General features: G+C 42.0%; 20 protein-coding genes and 1 riboswitch. Of the genes, 1 reads left to right on the top strand and 19 read right to left on the bottom strand.

What is annotated here, in order from left to right:
* Positions 1 to 33: 33 nt before the first annotated feature.
* On the top strand, positions 34 to 570 hold the full coding sequence (locus tag B9A22_RS08840; RefSeq protein ID WP_176215453.1) for a hypothetical protein: 537 nt from the start codon (positions 34 to 36) through the stop codon (positions 568 to 570).
* Here B9A22_RS08840 and B9A22_RS08845 read toward each other — a convergent pair.
* The 19 genes from B9A22_RS08845 to B9A22_RS08935 form a co-directional block, all read right to left on the bottom strand.
* Complete coding sequence (locus tag B9A22_RS08845; protein ID WP_084575362.1) at positions 567 to 2,465, bottom strand: YgiQ family radical SAM protein; 1,899 nt, start codon at positions 2,463 to 2,465, stop codon at positions 567 to 569. The genes B9A22_RS08840 and B9A22_RS08845 overlap by 4 nt on opposite strands.
* Positions 2,466 to 2,486: 21 nt before the next feature.
* Positions 2,487 to 3,236 (bottom strand): helix-turn-helix domain-containing protein, encoded by a 750-nt coding sequence (locus B9A22_RS08850; RefSeq protein WP_084575363.1) that lies wholly within the window; start codon positions 3,234 to 3,236, stop codon positions 2,487 to 2,489.
* A 5-nt stretch (positions 3,237 to 3,241) separates the two neighbouring features.
* The gene (gene mnmH / locus B9A22_RS08855; RefSeq protein ID WP_084575364.1) at positions 3,242 to 4,285 is read right to left on the bottom strand and encodes a tRNA 2-selenouridine(34) synthase MnmH; all 1,044 of its coding nucleotides are present in this window, start codon (positions 4,283 to 4,285) and stop codon (positions 3,242 to 3,244) included.
* A 58-nt stretch (positions 4,286 to 4,343) separates the two neighbouring features.
* A complete protein-coding gene (locus B9A22_RS08860) occupies positions 4,344 to 6,452 on the bottom strand; it encodes an FtsK/SpoIIIE family DNA translocase (protein WP_084575509.1) in 2,109 nt (702 codons plus the stop codon).
* 137 nt (positions 6,453 to 6,589) lie between these two features.
* The gene (locus B9A22_RS08865) at positions 6,590 to 6,823 is read right to left on the bottom strand and encodes a YlzJ-like family protein (protein ID WP_084575365.1); all 234 of its coding nucleotides are present in this window, start codon (positions 6,821 to 6,823) and stop codon (positions 6,590 to 6,592) included.
* Positions 6,823 to 7,614: a ClpP family protease gene (locus tag B9A22_RS08870; RefSeq protein WP_084575366.1), complete on the bottom strand. Its 792-nt coding sequence runs from the start codon at positions 7,612 to 7,614 to the stop codon at positions 6,823 to 6,825. Before B9A22_RS08870 ends, B9A22_RS08865 begins: the two co-directional genes overlap by 1 nt.
* Positions 7,615 to 7,759: 145 nt before the next feature.
* On the bottom strand, positions 7,760 to 9,379 hold the full coding sequence (locus tag B9A22_RS08875) for a ribonuclease J (RefSeq protein ID WP_245823920.1): 1,620 nt from the start codon (positions 9,377 to 9,379) through the stop codon (positions 7,760 to 7,762).
* Positions 9,380 to 9,781: 402 nt separating this feature from the next.
* On the bottom strand, positions 9,782 to 10,663 hold the full coding sequence (gene dapA / locus B9A22_RS08880) for a 4-hydroxy-tetrahydrodipicolinate synthase (RefSeq protein WP_084575368.1): 882 nt from the start codon (positions 10,661 to 10,663) through the stop codon (positions 9,782 to 9,784).
* Positions 10,664 to 10,678: 15 nt separating this feature from the next.
* Positions 10,679 to 11,899 (bottom strand): aspartate kinase, encoded by a 1,221-nt coding sequence (gene dapG / locus B9A22_RS08885; RefSeq protein ID WP_084575369.1) that lies wholly within the window; start codon positions 11,897 to 11,899, stop codon positions 10,679 to 10,681.
* Between the two features lie 10 nt (positions 11,900 to 11,909).
* The gene (locus tag B9A22_RS08890; RefSeq protein ID WP_084575370.1) at positions 11,910 to 12,941 is read right to left on the bottom strand and encodes an aspartate-semialdehyde dehydrogenase; all 1,032 of its coding nucleotides are present in this window, start codon (positions 12,939 to 12,941) and stop codon (positions 11,910 to 11,912) included.
* A gap of 52 nt (positions 12,942 to 12,993) precedes the next feature.
* Positions 12,994 to 13,788 (bottom strand): 4-hydroxy-tetrahydrodipicolinate reductase, encoded by a 795-nt coding sequence (gene dapB / locus B9A22_RS08895; protein WP_084575371.1) that lies wholly within the window; start codon positions 13,786 to 13,788, stop codon positions 12,994 to 12,996.
* Positions 13,789 to 13,900: 112 nt separating this feature from the next.
* Positions 13,901 to 14,071: riboswitch (Lysine riboswitch) on the bottom strand.
* Between the two features lie 116 nt (positions 14,072 to 14,187).
* On the bottom strand, positions 14,188 to 14,853 hold the full coding sequence (locus B9A22_RS08900; protein ID WP_217805913.1) for a general stress protein: 666 nt from the start codon (positions 14,851 to 14,853) through the stop codon (positions 14,188 to 14,190).
* Between the two features lie 65 nt (positions 14,854 to 14,918).
* Positions 14,919 to 15,194, bottom strand: coding sequence for a YlmC/YmxH family sporulation protein (locus B9A22_RS08905; protein ID WP_084575372.1), 276 nt, complete (start codon positions 15,192 to 15,194; stop codon positions 14,919 to 14,921).
* 13 nt (positions 15,195 to 15,207) lie between these two features.
* Positions 15,208 to 15,528, bottom strand: coding sequence for a hypothetical protein (locus B9A22_RS08910; RefSeq protein WP_084575373.1), 321 nt, complete (start codon positions 15,526 to 15,528; stop codon positions 15,208 to 15,210).
* 90 nt (positions 15,529 to 15,618) lie between these two features.
* Entirely contained in the window at positions 15,619 to 16,065 is a 447-nt protein-coding gene (gene dut, locus B9A22_RS08915; protein ID WP_139796219.1) for a dUTP diphosphatase, read from the bottom strand.
* A gap of 10 nt (positions 16,066 to 16,075) precedes the next feature.
* Positions 16,076 to 17,329: a M16 family metallopeptidase gene (locus B9A22_RS08920; protein ID WP_084575375.1), complete on the bottom strand. Its 1,254-nt coding sequence runs from the start codon at positions 17,327 to 17,329 to the stop codon at positions 16,076 to 16,078.
* A 198-nt stretch (positions 17,330 to 17,527) separates the two neighbouring features.
* A complete protein-coding gene (locus tag B9A22_RS08925) occupies positions 17,528 to 18,403 on the bottom strand; it encodes an N-acetylmuramoyl-L-alanine amidase family protein (protein ID WP_084575376.1) in 876 nt (291 codons plus the stop codon).
* Between the two features lie 25 nt (positions 18,404 to 18,428).
* Positions 18,429 to 19,664 (bottom strand): glycosyl hydrolase family 18 protein, encoded by a 1,236-nt coding sequence (locus B9A22_RS08930; RefSeq protein WP_084575377.1) that lies wholly within the window; start codon positions 19,662 to 19,664, stop codon positions 18,429 to 18,431.
* Positions 19,665 to 19,790: 126 nt separating this feature from the next.
* Complete coding sequence (locus tag B9A22_RS08935) at positions 19,791 to 20,513, bottom strand: polysaccharide deacetylase family protein (RefSeq protein WP_245823906.1); 723 nt, start codon at positions 20,511 to 20,513, stop codon at positions 19,791 to 19,793.
* Positions 20,514 to 20,558 lie beyond the last annotated feature (45 nt).

Consider the following 20,558-nt stretch of genomic DNA (forward strand, 5'->3'; position numbering starts at 1 on the left):
AAACATATATACTATACCCTTTATTCTTATTTTATGCAAGTCCAAATCCTTATAATACAGCAAAACGCTGGAATAAATATTGGTATTGCCGGCTGTAGTATAACTGTCAGAAAACTAACTTATTCAAAAAAGCTTAGTAATATGGTAAAATTAAATACTAGAAAGGAGTTGTTGACTATGATAGAAAAACCCTCATGGTGGTCTTTTCTTCATCCTGATTTAACTTTTCGCTTGCTTTTTATTGTCGGTTTTTTGTTGCTTGTCGCAATCGGATACGTTTTCGGCGTTTACGATGGATTAGTGCAAAATAATCCATCGGCAACTATAAATTCAGTAGTTGCAGTACTCCTGTATGCCATCCCTGCCGTTGGTTTGTTAAAACTCAAGCGCTGGGCTCGCTTATTTGAATTGGTTCTTTCTCTGGTTTTTGTAATTATTGGCTTCATCGTTATGTTTGGCTATAACATGACAATGGGCGTCATAACAATAGTCCCACACGGACTAATTGCTATGTACCTTTTATCTGACGACTGCCGCCGCGCCTTTGGACTTATAAGTAAAGCAGACTAGGATCTTCTAGTCTGCTTTTTTACTGGTTTGCCTCTTGCGGGAGTTAAACGGCGCTGTTTTCCTGACTTTTCAGCAGGGCCGCTACTGGTGTCATATTGTTTGTTCTGCCGCGGCCGGATTAGACAACGTGGTTCATACCCGATTAAATCTGGACGACCTGCGCTTATGAGCGCTTCGTGAACCAGCTCATAGTTTTTTGGATCACGGTATTGCAGTAAAGCCCGCTGCAGCCGCTTGTCATGCGGACTTTTGGCAACATATACCTTTTCCCCTGTAAGTGGATTTATACCTGTATAATACATACAAGTTGACAAACTGCCAGGACTTGGGATAAAATCCTGCACTTGCTCTGGGTTATATCCGGTATCGCGCAAGAATTCAGCCAACTCAACGGCTTCTTTCAGACCAGCACCAGGATGACTGGACATAAAGTATGGTACCAAGTATTGTTCTTTTCCCAAATCCTTATTAGTTTGCTCGTAGGCTTTTTTAAATTTTAGATATGTATCTTTACCAGCCTTACCCATTAATTTAGTAACCTTAGGTGAAACGTGTTCGGGTGCTACTTTTAGCTGACCACTGACATGGTGTTCACATAATTCCCGCAAAAACTCCCTGTCGTTAGCAGCCAGCAAATAGTCGTAGCGTAACCCTGACCGAACAAAGACTTTTTTAATGCCCGGAATTTTTCGAATTGCCCTAAGTAATTCTAAATATTCACTATGGTTAGTATTTAAACTTTTGCACGCGCTCGGAAATAAACACTGCTTGCCTCGGCATGTTCCTCTCTCTGCTTGATGTTCACAAGCCGGCTGACGAAAGTTAGCTGTAGGTCCACCCACATCATGTATGTATCCTTTAAAATCAGGCAATTTAACAAGTTGATTGGCTTCCTGCAATATTGATTCTTTGCTCCGGCTTTGTATTATCCTGCCTTGATGTGCATATAAAGCACAAAAAGAGCAGCTGCCGTAACAGCCACGATGACTCACAATGCCAAACTTTACTTCCTGAATGGCCGGAATGCCACCAGCCTGTATATATGAAGGATGATAGGTACGTTGATACGGTAGATCATATATCTCATCCATCTCCTGCGTAGAAAGAGGCATGGCAGGCGGATTTTGTACTACGTACTGTTCGCCATGGTTCTGAACTATGGTTTTACCCCGAATAGGATCTTGTTCTAAATATTGAGTCTTAAATGCCTCGGCAAAATCTTGTTTACTATTAGCTACATCCTGATAACTTGGAGTTTCAGTGTAGTCCCAAAGATGTTCTAACGTTTCTGTGCGATAGCAGGTTCCGGCTATATCCCGAATATTGTCGACACTAATCCCAGCAGATAACTGAGCAGATAAATCTTTTATCTGCTTTTCACCCATACCATAAATCAATAGATCTGCTCGGCTATCAATTAATATGGAGCGCCGGACACTATCTGACCAATAATCATAATGAGCAAAACGCCTTAGACTGGCTTCAATGCCGCCAATAACAAGGGGAATAGTCTTCCATAACTCTCTTATGCGGTTGCAATAAACAATTGTCGCCCGTTCAGGCCTAAGTCCAGACTGGCCCCCGGGCGAATAATTGTCAGTACTACGATATTTTTTAGCCGCAGTATATTTATTCAGCATAGAGTCCAAGTTACCTGCTGAAACTAATACCCCTAATCGTGGCTTTCCTAAGCGTTTAAAGTCGTTAGTTGAACGCCAATCAGGTTGGGCAATTATCCCAACTTTATATCCGTATTTTTCCAATAATCGCGAGATAATAGCCGGCCCGAAACTAGGATGATCAACATAAGCATCGCCACTGATAAACAAAAAGTCTAACCGCTCCCAGCCCCGCTTAGCCATATCCTCCCGGGTCATTGGCAAAAAATCAGTCATATTGATGTATTTACCTCATTCCTATTGTGTAATACCGTTTATAGTAAATGTTTTGACAACTACTTCTCCACTACCCCCAATTTTCCCCACAGGGCTCCCATTATATACTAAATCAACAGCATTGGCATTGCCAAATTTAGCAGTAAGTTTGCTTGTTGCCTCCCAGGTCAAAGACTCGCCGCTTTTAGGAATGCCTTCATATATCTCTTTGCCGTCCGCCATTATCTGAGTCCAGCACTGAGCATTATATTTAGCAGTTACACTGACTTTTGCAGCTGATTTTGCCGGTGCTACTGACTGAGTTGGTGGAGCTGATTGAGGAGGCTGCTGCCCAGTTGCGGGTCCTGGCTGTTGTGTTACCGATGGTGGTGGAGCAGGAGCAGGTTTTTGGCTTCCTGATGACCACCATGCTAATCCAGCCACCACCCCAGCTGCCACAACCGCTGCAATAAGCCATTTTTTCAAGCCACCACCACTTGATGCCGGAGACACCTGAATCGTCTCTGACTGACTCACAGTTGGCGCAAGCTCACTCGCCTGACCTTTGTTTTGGCGGTATACCTCCATTACTTGCTGGGGATTAAGCCCCAAAAAAGTAGCGTAATTACGGATGAAACCTTTCAAATACACTTCACCTGGAATAACGCTATAGTTACCTTCCTCAATAGCGTTAAGATACAGCGCTCTAATGCTTATAGCACTTTCCACATCTTTTATTGATAGGCTTTTTTTAACACGTTCAGCACGTAAGATTTCCCCTACTGTTTGCAAAACAACTACCTCCCAAACTGTTGTAAGTATTGGATTATTGCATCTGTAGCTTGCTCCACGTCATCAGCTTTCACCCACGAGTCATAATTAGTAGTCTCTGCCTTTTCATAACCATACATCGGGTCATAGTAATCTAAAAGCAGTATCTTAACAACATCACGTATTTTACCAGCATTAAAATCGACCAATAATTGGTCGGTTTTTTTATTACCAATACGTTTACGCAATGATTCAATACTAGCTATTATTGCTTCCTGATTATTACTGTATATATCCAGATATTCCTCAATAAGTCTATCTACTCTTATTTCAATATTAGTAGACAATAGTATTTTTTTACCTTGTCTCATCGCATTAAATAAAGAGTCTGGTAAATATACATTGCCAATGCGTTTACTTTCGCATTCAACAACTATATAGGGCTGATCGTTTAATATGTCGAGTTCCATCAACAGTTTAGCATCAAAATTCTGGGCTGTTGATGGCTTACCTAAACCTATCTGACCGAAAACCGAACCACGATGGTTAGCTAATTTTTCTAAATCAATTACAGGAATATTTTGCTGAGCCAGCAGGTTTAGGATTATTGTTTTTCCCGTTCCTGTTGAACCACAAAGAACTACTATAACTGGCTTAACTTCAAAAGTTTTCAGCCTGTCTAAGACATATTGGCGATAAGCTTTAAATCCGCCTAAAAGCTGCGAAGCTGCAATGCCCATCATCTCAAGCACATTTACAATTGATTTAGAACGCATCCCGCCTCGCCAGCAATACACCACGACCTTTCGACCTGATTTATGAAGCTGACGAGCTTGTCCGACTATGTCCGGCAGCTTAGTTGAAACAATAGACAATCCCAGATGTTTAGCTTCTTCGGCACCCATTTGTTTATAGATTGTTCCAACCTTAGCTCGCTCATCGTCATTAAATAAAGGAATATTCACTGCGCCGGGAATGTGTCCTACGGCATACTCCTCCGGTGAACGCATATCTATGAAAATTGGACTATCAAGTGTTACTGCATCTTCTACTCTGATAACGCTATTCAATATTAATCACCACTACTATTCTACCCTGCCACAAAATGCTATAAGCATTGCAAGAAATTTATTTTTTAAAATATCTTAAATATACTTGTTCTGAAGTCATAATAATTTCACGGGCTTTGCTACCCATATTAGGTCCAACAATTTTCATTTCTTCCATAGTATCAATCAGCCTGGCCGCACGCGTATACCCAATACGAAATTTGCGTTGCAACATAGACACAGAGGCTTGTCCTGTTTCAAGCACCATGCGCACAGCATCTTCCAAAAGCTCATCCTCAAAATGCGCCGGCTCTTCCTTACTAATGCTCCCGGTTTCTACAGTAGTGATACCCTCAGTATATTCAGGCTCGGCTTGCTCTTTAATGTAAGTTACTAAAGCTTCAACTTCAGTATCAGCGATAAAAGCCCCCTGCACCCGGAGCGGTTTTGAAGCTCCAACAGGATAAAATAGCATGTCTCCCTTTCCTAAAAGTTTCTCAGCTCCAGCCATATCCAAGATCGTTCGCGAGTCAACTTGTGACGAAACAGCAAAGGAAATCCGTGAAGGCACATTCGCCTTTATAGTTCCAGTAATAACATCAACAGAAGGACGTTGTGTTGCTAACACTAAGTGAAGGCCAGCCGCCCTTGCTTTTTGGGCCAGGCGGCAAATAGCATCCTCGACATCAACAGGGGCTACCATCATTAGGTCGGCAAGCTCATCGATAATGATCAATATTAGGGGCAACAGCCCTTCAGGGTGAAGCTCATTATACCGCGAGATATCCCGCACCCCAGCAGTTGCAAAAACTTCATACCGGCGTTCCATTTCCTGTACTGCCCAGTTTAAAGCCGATGCTGCCTTTTTTGCATCAGTTACTACAGGCGTTAATAAATGAGGTATACCATTATAATTTGACAACTCAACCATTTTGGGGTCAATCAGCACCAACTTTACTTCGTCAGGGCGGGCTTTAAATAGTACGCTTGTTATTAATGTGTTAATACAAACACTTTTTCCCGAACCAGTAGCTCCAGCAACCAACAAATGCGGCATCTTAGCCAAATCAGTAACGATTGGTTGGCCCGCAATATCCTTGCCTAAGGCCACTGTCAGACCGGCTGAAGAGCGCTGGAATTCGTCCGCCTCTAAAACTTCTCGCAAAGCAACACCTGATAGCTCTTTATTTGGTACTTCAATACCAATGGCAGCTTTACCAGGAATTGGCGCCTCAATACGAACTCCGGATGAAGCCAGCTTAAGGGCCAAATCGTCTGATAAATTTACTATCTTACTAACCTTTACTCCCGGAGCCGGTTCAAGCTCATAGCGGGTTACTGTCGGTCCTTGACAGGTATTTATGACTTTGGCACTAACACTAAAACTGTCTAAAGTCTGCTCTAAAATCCTGGCATTATCAGCAACTTCTTTGGGCACCTTGGTCAGCCGCGGCCGGTTAGGCTTCTTTAATAGCGACAGCGGCGGTAAGCCATAGGCAGGATTAATACCGATATCTGAGGGTCTAACTATAGCAAGCGTTTGCTGTTCAGACTGTTCAACTACCGGAGCATAGTCAGTTTTCGTAGAAATTATCTCATTTTCTCTGGCATGTATGGCGAATTCTGGTTTGGTATCCCGCTGGTGGTCATAAAACATCGGTTGAGCTTTTGTTCCCTCCGGCTCATCAAACATTGTTTCAGCTGACGCCGCAATCGCTTCTCTAGCTGAAACCAAACTTTCTACAGCTTTATCTTTGGCGCTTAACAATGTCTCAGCCAAAGACCAAGTTGTTGCCATTAATAGCGAACAAAGCATTAATGCTGATAGAACAATGATTGATCCATGCACGCCTAACAGCTTACGCAATGAGAAAAGCAGCAAACCACCAGTAAATCCTCCCCCTGCCACTAAGCTTTCAGGCATTATCTCATGGCCAATAGGAATCTTTATATGATGATAAATTGATAAAGCCATAAAATATAAAAGTAATAACCCCCAAAACTTCACGGAGTAAGTAATTGAACTTTTTGCTATGATGTACTTTAGTCCAATTATTAAAAGCACTAGCGGTACGACCACTGCGCCAATTCCAAAAGTGTACTTAAGCATCTTGGCAACAAACAAACCAAGTGGTCCAACGTTTAAACCAAGCAGGCTGATTAATGCTAACAGCCCCCCAGTCACCATTGTTACACCAAAAAGTTCATGCCGCAATTCGGGAGTTAAATGGGTCAACCATTTAGGCAAAACATACCACCTCTAACAGTATTTTGTTCTACATAATGTTAAAAAATCCTTTATTTTACGAAAGAAAAACGCTCTCGTTAAGAGAGCGTTTCAATATTCGGCATGTACCTAATAATTTTTCCTGGTTGAAGTTTGTTATCAAGATAGTCTAAAGGATTTGTAGTAAGTAAGCGAGTAATTCGGAATTCGCTGTATGATATCTGTTCTACCACTATCTTCTGCCCCGAATAATCAATTACTTTAAAATTAATATCTGGCTGGTTTTGACTAGCAAAAATTGTTTCTTCTGGGACAATCGTCCAGAGAATCATTACTGCTTCAACCCCTTGCCTTCTTTATGTTCTTTATGTGCGGCAATTAGTTCTTGTAATTTATTTAGAGCTTGAGATACACCACCTATTTCATCAATAAGGCCATATTTCACTGCATCTCTTCCGGCTACAGAAGTACCAATATCCCGAGATAACTCTCCGGTTTTAAACAAAAGCTCTTTCCACTTCTTCTCTGTAATGTTCGAATGGGTTACTACAAATTTGTTTACACGTTCCTGCATTTTTTCAAGATAGTCAAATGAACTAGGAGCACCAATTACCAACCCTGTAAGTCTGATCGGATGAATAGTCATAGTAGCGCTTTCGACGATGAACGAAGCAGTTGCTGAAACAGCGATAGGGGCACCAATACTGTGGCCGCCGCCCAGTACTATTGAGACTGTTGGTTTAGACATACTAGCAATCATTTCAGCAATCGCCAAGCCTGCTTCAACATCTCCACCTACAGTATTTAGAATCAACAGTAAACCATCAATTTCATTTGATTGTTCAATAGCAACAAGTTGAGGCATTACATGTTCGTACTTTGTTGTTTTATTCTGAGGTGGTAGCACCATATGGCCTTCGATTTGTCCAATGATGGTCATTACGTGTGTGTTAGTTTTAGCTGTTGGTACTTCAGTCGATCCTAATTCTTGGATGTTTTCGGCCGGCCCAGCTTTTTTGGCTTGCCTACTTTTTTTCGGAGCCTCTGTCGGAGACGGAATTATTTGCGGCTCTTCAGGATTAGTGCCCGGAGGAGCAACTACCGGATTATCATTCACTATCATTTGAGTATCCCTCCAGCTAATGAGCTATCATTTTTATATCATATATAGTATTGTCGCTGACATGAATTTCATACAGTTATAACTTCTCAGGATAATAAAAAGCCTTGTTATATCTGCACTACAACAGATATAACAAGGCTTTAGTCTATACTTCCATGATTATTGGCAATATCATTGGACGCCGGCGTGTACGCTCGTACAGATACTTACCCAATGTGTCACGAACGTTGGACTTAATGGCTGCCCATTCAGTAACACCATTCAACTCACATTTCTCTAATGCCTGTTTAACCCGCTCTCTGGCGTCTTCCATCAGTTGCTCAGATTCACGCACATAGACAAAGCCACGGGACACAATATCCGGACCTGCGGCCACTTGGCCACGCTGTTTGTCCATGGTTACAACAACAATTAGTATTCCATCTTGCGAAAGCTGACGGCGGTCTCTAAGCACGATGTTTCCTACATCACCTACACCAAGACCATCAACTAAGACATTGCCTGATGTCACCTTTCCGGTTACCGCTCCTTTGTCGGGGGTAAATTCCAGTACTTGACCATTTTCAGCAACAAAAACATTTTCTTTAGGCATACCTAACGACTGAGCCAGTTTAGAATGCTTAATTAAATGGCGGTATTCTCCATGTACAGGTATAAAGAATTTAGGACGAATAAGATTGTGTATAAGCTTAAGCTCTTCCTGGCTGGCATGCCCAGATACATGGATGCCTGAGGTTGATTCATAAACTACTTCTGCACCCTGCCGGAAAAGAAAATCAATAGTGCGCGATACTAGCTTTTCATTCCCTGGTATGGGCGTAGCTGAAATGATCACGGTATCACCAGGGATAATCTCAACCTTCTTATGATCAGACATTGCCATCCTCGTTAAAGCAGACATTGGCTCACCTTGACTACCGGTCGTTAAGATAACAATCCCTGATGATGGATAATTGTTAATTTCATCAATATCGATGATAACGTCTTCCGGTACATTCAAGTAACCAAGTTCTAAAGCAATATTGACAACATTGACCATACTGCGTCCAAGGATAGCTACCTTGCGCCGGTGTTTGCAAGCGGTATCGATTGCCTGCTGAATGCGGTGAACGTTAGACGAAAAAGAAGCGATAATAATGCGCTCTCTCGCATTGCGAAAGGTTTCATCAAATGTTACGCCGACCGATTTTTCACTTTGTGTATAGCCAGGTCTCTCAGCGTTTGTACTATCAGCTAAAAGTACAAGCACCCCTTGATCGCCTAACTCTGCAAATCGATAAAAATCGGTGACCTTGCCGTCGACTGGAGTTTGATCAAGCTTGAAATCCCCAGTATGAACAATGACACCCACAGGTGTTTTTACCGACAATGCTACTGCATCGGCGATACTATGACTTACGCGAATGAAGCCAATTTTAAAATTACCTATCTGAATTTGATCTCCGGGCTTAACAGCATTTAAGTTGTTAACAGAAACATTGTTTTCTTTCAAACGCCCTTCTAAAATTCCAAGCGTTAAGCGAGTGCCGTATACAGGTACGTTAAGTTGTTTCAATACATAAGGCAAAGCTCCAATATGATCTTCATGCCCATGTGTTAAAACAATAGCTTTTACTAAATCACGATTGTCCAATAGATAGGTGATGTCAGGAATAACTAAGTCAATGCCTAACATATCGTCTTCAGGAAACATTAATCCTGAGTCAATTACTATTATTTCATCACCATAACGGATTACCGTCATATTTTTGCCGATTTCCCCCATCCCGCCCAGGGGAATAATTTGTACTTTGTTTGGTTGTCGTGCCAAAAAAACATACACCTCCAAAATAATTAATAAATGTAATTTAGCAAATTAAGTTTGTAACCGCCCGTTCATTAAAACTCATAAATAAAAAACCGGCCGTCCTGTCCACTTGTGAATAATTATAACCTATTTAACTGCCTCTGACAACAAGTGGCAATCTCGCTCTGCAATATTATATGCAAATCCTGTCTACACATACAAAAAAACCGGCAGCTTTCGCTACCGGTAAGTCAATTTTATCCGATGACTAACCCGCTCTAAGACTCCCTCTTCTACAAGTGGGAGTTTAGGAGGCTTCCCTGGAAGTTGGGCGACTAACCTTCAGGTGGGATTAAAACCCCATCTGAAGCTAAGTCTACTTTATAGCACCCCTATTGATTGCATTACTTTTTTGAGCTGCTCGGTTTCACTGACAGTAGGCGACACTAACGGCAGCCTCATTGGACCGGCTTTTATACCGATAAGGTTAACTGCATCTTTAATAGGTATTGGATTTGTTGTAATAAAGATAACTTTAAAGAAAGGCAGGAGTTCTAGGTGTAGTGCTTGAGCTTTAGCAATATCGCCGGCATAAAAGGCAGCTATCATCTCCTGCATACGTTTTCCTACAATATGAGCGGCTACACTGATAACGCCATTCCCTCCCACGGACAGTAATGGCAGCGTCAGCCCATCATCACCGCTGTACACTAAAAAATCATTAGGAGTATTACGGATAATCTCAGAAACTTGCTCCAAGCTACCACTTGCCTCTTTCACAGCTACAATATTGTTAATCTCAGCCAACCGCGCAATTGTTCCCGGCAGAATATTCGAACCTGTGCGACCCGGAACATTATACACAATAAGTGGTAAAGTTGTGGAATCGGCAATAGCCTTAAAATGCTGATAGTATCCTTCTTGTGGGGGTTTATTATAGTAAGGTCCAACAAGCATGGCACCATGCACACCGACCTTTTCAGCTTCTTTGGTTAATTCTATCGAGGCTCTGGTATCATTTGAACCTGTGCCGGCAATTACAGTAGCTCTATCGCCTACGGCTTCCAATACCGCCCTAAAGAGATTAACCTTCTCACTGTTACTCAGTGTTGCCGATTCACCAGTGCTACCAGCCACAACAATGCCATCTGAACCATTATCTACAAGGTATTGTGCCAATTTTGCAGCTTCACTATAGTTAATACTATAATCATCATTAAACGGGGTTACCATTGCGGTTAAAACACGCCCGAAATTCCTCATTAAACTCTCCCCTTATTAAGTTGATAAACCAAACTTCTCATGAAGTGATTTAACTGCTGCTCCAACATCGCTTTGTGGCACAAGCACCGAAATGGAGGTATGAGAGTCTACTGTTTGGAGAATAGCAATCTTATTACATGACAATGCTTCAATAAAACTTGCCATAACTCCAGGTACTTCACGCATTCCGCCGCCAACAACCGATACTTTAGCGCAGTTTTCTAAGAGTTCAATTTCATACCCTTGGCGTTTGAGTTTAGCTGCTGCCCTTTCAGCGTGATCCGCATTAATCGTAAACATGATTTGACCTGGATGAACATTAATTAAATCAACGCTGATATCACTGTCGGCCAGTGTTTTGAATACTTTGAAACTGGCGTCACTCGCCATAGTTTCATCAAGATGAACTTTAATCTGAACAATATTTGTCAAATAAGTTACACCTGTAGCTACTTTATCGATTACTGCCGCTCCATCGGTATCTTCTTTGGCAATATTAGTGATTAGCGTACCAGGCGCGTCAGAAAACGTTGATTTTACTACAAGTGGAATATTTTTCTGCATAGCAATTTCTACTGCCCGAGGATGAATGACTTTAGCACCTTGATGAGCCAATTGACATACCTCCCCGTAGCTTATACAATCAAGAATCTTAGCATCATTGACAATTCTTGGGTCTGCTGTCATAATTCCGTCAACATCGGTATATATCTCTACCATCTCGGCATTTAGCGATGCGCCTAAGGCTGAAGCACTAGTATCACTTCCCCCCCGCCCCAGAGTGGTAAATTCGCCGTCGCCTGTCATCCCCTGGAAGCCACATATAACAGGTACTTTTCCTTGCTTTAAGAGGCTAATTATACGTGTAGGATCACATTTTAAAATCCGAGCATTATTAAATGTCGCATCAGTAATAATACCAGCGTGCCCTCCTGTTAGCATAACGGCTTCCATACCTGCGGCCTGTAGCGTTCCGGCCATAACCACAGCTGAAATCATCTCACCGCAATACATAATCTGATCGAGCTCACGAGCTGCAATACCCTTATATGCCGTTCGCGCTATTCCGATTAACGTGTCCGTCGCGTAGGGAGCTCCCTGGCGTCCCATTGCCGATACGACAACAACCGGACTAAATCCTTGGTCACGTGCCCGCTCAACCTTGCGCAATACCAGTTCCCGCACTTCGGGTGAAGCTACTGATGTTCCCCCGAATTTCTGGACAATTATTCGCATTTTTTACACCTCAAATTAAATTATGTTCAACCATGTACTCGGCAATCTGCACAGCATTAAGCGCCGCACCTTTCCTGATTTGATCGCCTACTACCCACATATTTAACCCGTGAGGCACGGTTTTATCTGCGCGAATCCGACCAACAGATACTTCGTTACGGTCAGAAGTATACAATGGCATAGGATATAACATCTCAGCCGGATTATCTTCCACAATAACGCCGGGAAACTTAGCCAGTACCTGTTTAGCTTCTTCAGGAGACATTGGACCATCAAGCTCAATATTAACTGATTCAGAATGACTCCGATATACTGGTACTCGTACTGTTGTTGCAGTTATACCAACAGTGTAGTCATTCAATATTTTATGGGTTTCATGTACCATCTTCATTTCTTCTTTGGTGTAGTCATCTTCGACAAATACGTCAATTTGGGGTAACAGGTTAAAGGCTATCTGATAATGTTTTGGTAAACTCGCGCCTGGCAGTATGTTAGCCTCAACCGGACTTTTTTCCATAACTGCCTTAACCTGATCTGTCAACTCATCAATTGCTTCTTTGCCTGCGCCGGAAACAGCCTGGTAAGTTGAAACAACAATCCGCTTTATCTTAACAACATCATAGATCGGCTTGAGCGCCATAACCATAATAATTGTGGAACAATTAGGGTTAGCAATAATTCCTTTATGATTTTTTATTGCCTCAGGATTCACCTCAGGTACGACTAGGGGTACTTCCGGGTCCATACGGAACGCACTGGAATTGTCGATAACAACAGCGCCACGCTTGACTGCTTCTGGCGCTAACGTTTTGCTAGTTGCCCCACCAGCAAACAAGGCAATGTGCACGTCCTTGAATGAATCAGGTTTTGCTTCTTCAACTATGTAGTCCTTGCCCATAAATTCGATCACTTTGCCGGCTGACCGCTCAGACGCTAGAAGCTTTAATTCATTAAACGGAAACTCCCGCTCTTCAATTAGTTTTAAAAATTCCTGGCCAACTGCTCCTGTTGCCCCCAAAATTGCCACATTATATTTTTTCATTTAGACAGCTCCCCCATACTTTTGACGTTATCTTATGCTACTTTGCAAAGCTTTAGCCCATTATATGTTCAAGACCATAAATTAGTCCATCAACAGTCAATACTTTTTTACAGGCCAGTACTACTCCAGGCATAAATGATTCCCGTGATATTGAGTCGTGGCGAATCGTAAGCGTTTGACCTAAACCGCCAAAAATAACTTCCTGGTGAGCTACATAACCTGGCAATCGGACACTATGCAACCTGATTCCCGCTAAATCTCCCCCCCGAGCACCTGTTAGTTTTTCTACCTCATCTGGATGGCCTTGACGCATATCGCCCCGTACCTTGGAAATTAACTCAGCAGTCCGAAGTGCTGTACCGGAAGGAGCGTCAAGCTTCTGATCATGGTGCATCTCAATAATTTCAACATGTGGCAGGTATTTTGCAGCTTCTTGCGCCAGTTTCATCATGAGAATAGCACCTATTGCAAAATTAGGTGCAATAATTGCATTAACCTTTGCAGCTGCGCAAAGCTCGCGAACTTCATTAAGCTCGGCTTCCCCTAGACCAGTAGTGCCTACTACTGGACATACTCCGTTTTTTATTGCAATTCTAATATTATTCATTACTGCTTCTGGGTTAGTAAAATCAACCATGACTTGGGGTTTTGTTTCGTTGATGACGGTAGTTAAATCGTTACCAACAGTTACGCCAGTCTTTCCTGCACCAATTATATCCCCAACATCGGCAAAAGCGGAGTTTTTGTCCACTGCACCTACTACGCTCAACTGCTGATCTTTATGAACTGCTAGTAAGACCTCCCGCCCCATTTTACCATAGGCTCCACAAACCATTACTCTAATCAAGCGCTATCCACCTCCTGTTAATAAAAAGCAGCCGGTGAGCGCGTTTCTCACCGGCTGCCAAATGGCAACGTTTTTCTGACCATAGGAAAATAAAATATATCTTCCCCTGACCAGATGAGATAGCGCTCCACCAAGTAATGGTGACAGTCTTAAATCTATTTGATGTAAGACCAATAAGAAGACTTGGCAGTCTTGCTTACTTCGGCGGTCGCCCCTTTTCTCTCAGGTCATTGATGCCACTCTCCCTGAAAGTACTCTTGACGCCCGCACCTCTACTTCATCCTGTACAGGATGTTGCTTATTCATTTTATACACATTTTATACTAAAGGTTCCAGTATTGTCAATAAATATTAAAAAACTGTATACTTGCAAACAAAATCCCCATAAGAAAACCCCAGTTATTTTAACGCGTGAGTTTCGACATCTTTAGCGCCATTTTGTCTAAGTACCTGAGCTGCTTGATTAACCTTAACAGCATCAGAACGAATAATAGCAAGAATTCCGCCCTGTGCTACCTGCTGCTCATAACGCCTGCCTGCTTCTGCCGGAATACCCCAGTCGATAAGACCGCCGGCAATACCACCTGCGACTGCTCCGCTTAAAGCTGCAGCAATAGGTCCTGCGGCAAGGATTGGTCCGACACCAGGAATAGCCAAGGCACCAGCACCTAGAAGCAAACCTCCAATACCACCCAAAGTACCGCCTGTTAGGGCACCGTCAGTAATATCATCCTCAAAATATTCCTCTCCCTGCTGGGCTCGATTATTTTTGTTCTTAGAAACAATATTAATTTCCTCAGTTGTAAACCCTTGTGATCTAAGTGCATTAACAGCCCGCTCGGCATTATCACGAGAATTGAATACGCCAATTACACTTTTAACACCTTGAGTACTCCCTTGCATTGCTCCAGACTGAGTTTGAACAGAGGAGCTTGGAGACTGCGTCTGGGAATTGACAGATTGAGTCTGAGCTTGGGCATAGCTATTGACCAAGGCGTTTCCTGCCTGACCTGTAGTCTGAGTTGGTGCTTGGCTGCCACCACTGGTATTGTTTGTGTTCGCCATCAATAAAGCCTCCTAACATTAGTCTGATATTCGTCTAATGTTAGGTTTAACCAGCATAAGATTTTTTATTCCCGGCTAAATCGCGAATACATACGGTCGTAGGCATTATTTAAATCGACAATGACAACTTCATCACCAATGCGTCTAATAGCCTGCCACGGTATTGTTGTTATTTGCCTGTCATTTAAAAATTGAAACACTGTTTTAGGTTTTGGCAGTATTAATCCGCTAATCGCACCAGTTTGACTGTCAAAAGTTAGTTCACATTCACCAATTGTACCTAGCCGGGCACCATCTCCCAAATTAATAACTTCTTTCCCTGCCATTTCGCTTATCCGCATACAATCACCTACTTTACTTATTGCCGAATGATTTACTAAGCAGCGGTTGAATAACCGCTACTCCAATAGCCGTCATTGCTAAAGGATCGAAGGCGAGTATACTTATCGTTATTCTCTCAGGCAGTTCAAGCTTCAAGAATGAAACGATCATAACTAACGATAGATATACACCGCCCGCAGTGGCCACCAATTCCTGCACAGCATTGGAAAAGGGTGATGGCCGAGGCTCTATTGGCGGAACATTATCCAGCCCTACACGGGAGCGACAGACACGAAGCCAAATAGACCAAATAGCTGCCAGAATAATCACAACTAACGTCGCCCATGTATACATGGCAGCCCCCCCTTAACCTGCTTCTACCAATGTATATGGTAGCTTAAAGTAAGTTATGAAAAAACTTCAAGGGCAAAATCCCTTGAAGTTTTATTTTCCAGTACTGCCTAAGCCACCCATGCGCTCATTGCCGGAGCAATCATTATCGGTTTTTAAATATTTATAAAAAATTCCCTGAGCCAAGCGAGTTCCTTTAGTTATTACTACCGACTTATCACCATGATTAAATATTGCAATTAAAATATGTCCTTCATTATCCTGATTATTATAATAATCAGCATCAATGATTCCCTGTCCGTTAATTAAACTCAGGCTATGCTTGACAGCCAGCCCGGAGCGGATATGAATACCCAAATATTCATCACTTTCCATATAGGCTTTTAGCCCTGTAGGTACTAATGTAACCTTCCCAGGATCTAAAGTTGCATCATATCCGGCGGCAATATCATACCCAGCGCTTAACGCGGTCTTACGAGCAGGCAAGATAATCCCACAATCTTGATACTTACTAATTATTTCAAAACCTCTAGCCATAATATCTCCTTCGTTAAAATTTAAAATTAGTATCAATACCGGCAGCATCAACAGGACCAAGGGCAGTAAAACATATGTTTTCAGTAGTAAACATGCGTTCAATCATTTGGTTAATATCTGTCAGCGTCACTTGATCAATCTTGCTTACGACTTGATCTAAGGAGATAAATTTACCTAAGGAAACTTCCATCTTGCCTATACGCGACATCCGGCTACTTGAACTTTCTAAACCAAGCAATAAACTACCTTTTATTTGTTCTTTAGACTTGATCAATTCTTGCTGACTTATTCCTTTGTTTTTCAAGTCCTTTAAGTTTTCCATAATAAGATCCAAAACCTGGTTAATATTGCTGGGACGAGTACCCGCGTACACTGTGAGTAATCCAGCATCCTTATAATTATTCTGATAGGAATATACCGAGTAAGCCAAACCACGTTCTTCACGAATGGATTGGAATAACCTAGAGCTTATTCCTCCACCCAAAACATTGTTCATGATATGCACAGGATATATTTCCGGAGAATCTTGAGGTACACTCAACGTTCCTAGGCACACATGCACCTGCTCAATATCCTTACTAATGATTGTTTGGGACGGAGTAAGCCGTGGTGCCGTTATTGCCATTATTCGTCGTTGGCCTGTCATCGCACTAAAATAGCGCGAAGCTAACTTCACCAATTCTTCGTGTGTTATATTGCCGGCTGCAGCGATAACCATATTTTCTGGTGTATAGAAATTCCGATAATATTCCATGACTAACTCACGATTGAACCGTCCGATCGAATCAGTCGTGCCCAAAATATTCCGGCCAAGCGGATGACTAGGCCAAACAGTATCGAGATGAATATCATGCACCAGTTCATCTGGTGAGTCTTCGTACATATGTACTTCCTCAATTACAACCTGCCGCTCCCGTTCAATATCTTCTTCCGCAAACTTCGATGCGAGCAGCATATCACTCAAAATATCCAAAGCCAACTCAGCATGGGAATCTAGAACTTTTAAATAATAACAAGTATATTCTTTAGCTGTAAAAGCATTGAGCTGACCGCCCACAGCATCTACTACCTCTGCAATATCTTTTGCTGAACGCTGGGCAGTTCCTTTAAACATTAAATGCTCGATGAAATGGGAAATACCATGATTATATTCTTCTTCAAACCTTGATCCTGTTCCTATCCATATACCCATAGTAACTGATTTTACATACGGAATCGTTTCGGAAACAACACGAATTCCGTTAGGCAATACTGATTTTTGATACATAAAATCTCCTTTTCATTAACCCAAAATAAGACACCTTAATTCATTTTATCAACAGTAACAGCAAGTACAGCAACTCTACTAATGCTTCAAACAAACAATTTGTCAGATAAGTATATTCCTTATTATACCTAAAGTTGCTAAATAAAAAAACAGAGATATTCGATTTAACGTTTATCTCTGTTTAAAAGATTTTATCTGCTAGTTGTTGAGGTATTTAACTACCCCGTTAAAGATACCCTGGGCTATTTTATTTCGGTAGCTATCCTCCTGCAGCTTGCGGGCTTCACCAGTGTTGCTTACAAATCCCATCTCAACCAAAATACTTGGCATTGTTGTGTTCCGTAGAACATAGAAAGTAGCCGAGGAAGTGCCTTTATCTGCAGCGCCAGTTTCTCTGATAATATTGTCCTGAACCTCCAACGCCAATTTGGATGACTTACCGCTTGGGAAAAAGGTCATCGCTCCATAAATTTCAGGATTGGGGTTAGAGTTTGAGTGAACACTAACAAATATATCAGCATTGTTAGCTTCGGCAATATCAACCCTTGCAGCCAACTCCTGCCCAAGAGAGCTGCCTTCAGACGCAACTGTGCGATCGGTTTCTCTAGTCATAACTACTTTCGCTCCAGCTTTAGTAAGCTTGTCTCTTAATTTTAAACTAACAGCTAAATTATTGTCGGTCTCTCTGGTGCCATTGGCTACTGCACCAGGATTGCTGCCACCATGGCCAGGATCAATAACGATTACTTTACCACGTAGTACACCACTATCTGTAATCCCTGAGTTCCCAGTTTGCGGTGGAAGTGGAGTTACTTTAACTGGATTGTCCGGTGAGGTAGTCGTAGATTTATTTCCTCCAAAAACATTCAATATTGGGCCAAGGATTTTATCGAACAATAAGCTGAACAATTTACTGAAAACATTGGAACCACCATCGGTCGAAGGAACACTTGAAGCCCCCAAGGTTGCAATTACACTGTCTAAAGACGCGGCATGACTTACTTGTACTGGGCCCAATATATTAAATACCAAAACAAACAGCATTAATAGTGTCAATATTTTTTTGCTATGCACAGAAAACCTCCTGTATTATTATTTTTTACTTGTGGAACTTGTCCTGCAATACCGGCCAGTACGCCGGGTCTTCTTCGCCAAGCTTCCACATGGCGGCACCAGCAATATCATACTTGCTGATAAGGGCCAGTTTGTATTTCAAACTTTCGCTGTTTTCAAACCAAACAGTATGCGCTGTACCGTCATTTGCGGTATAGCTAAAATACGGAGATTTAGAAGTGTCATCCCATTGTGCTGCTTTACCATATCGCTGAGCCAAATCCATCGTCGCCTTAAACTCTAAAGAATGCGTACCTTGGGCAGACCAGTCATAACCATAAGCTGCAATACCAAGATAGAGTTTATTTTTAGGAATAAACTTGAGCGCATATTTTAGATTGTTTTCTACCCACCGAATATCAGCAAGTGGTCCTGGACCGCTCCACGTGCCGTGGTTGTCGTATGTCATAATCATAATTTTATCAGCATACTTGGCAAGTTCGGCATAGTCGTATGCAGCTGCCACATCGTTACTTTCATCCTGCTTTGGAAAAACATCAATTGACACAATATAGCCCTGGGGTTTAAGACGGGCATAAAGCTCGCGCATAAATGCCGTCAGATTATCACGATCTTCGGCAGGCACCATTTCAAAGTCAACATTGATACCGTCAAGATCGTATTTTTTTATATAATCTTCAAAGTTGTCGATGGCTTTAGTCCTAAGCATAGGATTTGACAATACATTGTGAACAGGCAAGGTAGCGCCAGCTTCTTTGGCGTTGTTAACCAAAAGCAGCACTGTTATATTTTTCTGATGGGCAGTTTTGACCACAGATGCGTGATCATTTCCTCCACGGTCTATGACTGTACCATCAGCCTGCATTGTAGCCCAAAATGGAGCAATTGTTTTAATTACATCAGCATTCTTTACCATAGAGTTATAAGAAGAAGTATCTGTTCCCCACCATTCAGCATAAAAGCCGATAAACTCTTTCGGTGAAGCATTCATTAAGCCGCTGGCAGGATCACTTTTGGCTGTTTCATCTGTTGGATCATTAAAAGCATTTCCCATAAACTTGCCCATAAAGAGCCCCAGCAAAATATTCAGCAGGCCTTTACCGTTACTCATGTCAGCCGCCCCGCCAGAATCATTAGAACTAGTAGTCTGTCCCAATAAATCTGATACTGAAAAAGCATTCGCGGTCGTCACTGGCAGCAAGATGGTCATCATAAAAACCATCATTATCAGCCAGGATATTAGATTCTTATGCTTGTCCATCGTTCAGCCTCCATTCCAGCAGCCAAGCAAGTAAATTACATAATTATTTTATTATGTAAACACTATGCTATCATATTTATCGTCTTTTATCAATAAAAAAAACAGGCTTTCGCCTGCCTTTTTTTGTTATTTAAGTATATCAGATACTGTAGTTATCGTATATCCACGTTTTTTTATTTCAGCGATAAGGTCTGGAAGGGCCTGCGCAGTCGGCGCAGTCGGATGCATTAGGATAATAGCACCGTTATGGAGTTTTTTTAGTACTCGATCTTTAAGAACTTGGGGCGGCGGCCGTTTCCAGTCCACTGTGTCAATGCTCCACATAATCGTAGTATAATTCAGGTCCTTAGCAGCCATCAGTACTGTATTATTGTATTCTCCATAAGGCGGCGCGTATAAGCTAGTTTTAATTCCGGTAACATTTGCTACAAGCTCTTCTGTCTTTAGTATCTGTTCTTTATTTTTTTCTTTGCTCAAGTTATTAGGGTGCGGATGGCTATATGTATGGTTGCCCAGTTCGTGTCCTCTGTTGGCTAAATCTTTAAGTATTTCTGGATATTTATTAGCCCAGCTTCCACCAATAAAAAAAGTAATATGTACATTATTTTCATCAAGTGTTTTGAGCATATTGGGGAGATATTCTTCGCCCCAGAACACATTGCAAGCCAGAGCGACTTGAGGCTGAGACGTGTTGCCCTGGAAAAGAGGTGGCGGTACTGATGGAAGACTCGTAGTGGCTATTAATGGTTGAAGAATACCTGATAACATAGCTACTGTCATAAAAACACCAACAGCAAAATACACATACCAGTGGCGAATCTTTCCTACAACCACCATTTTACACTGCATATCAATCAACTCCTGCCCGCACTTACATGTAGTACAGTGTATTAG

The organism is Sporomusa malonica, assembly GCF_900176355.1.
Classification (GTDB): domain Bacteria; phylum Bacillota; class Negativicutes; order Sporomusales; family Sporomusaceae; genus Sporomusa; species Sporomusa malonica.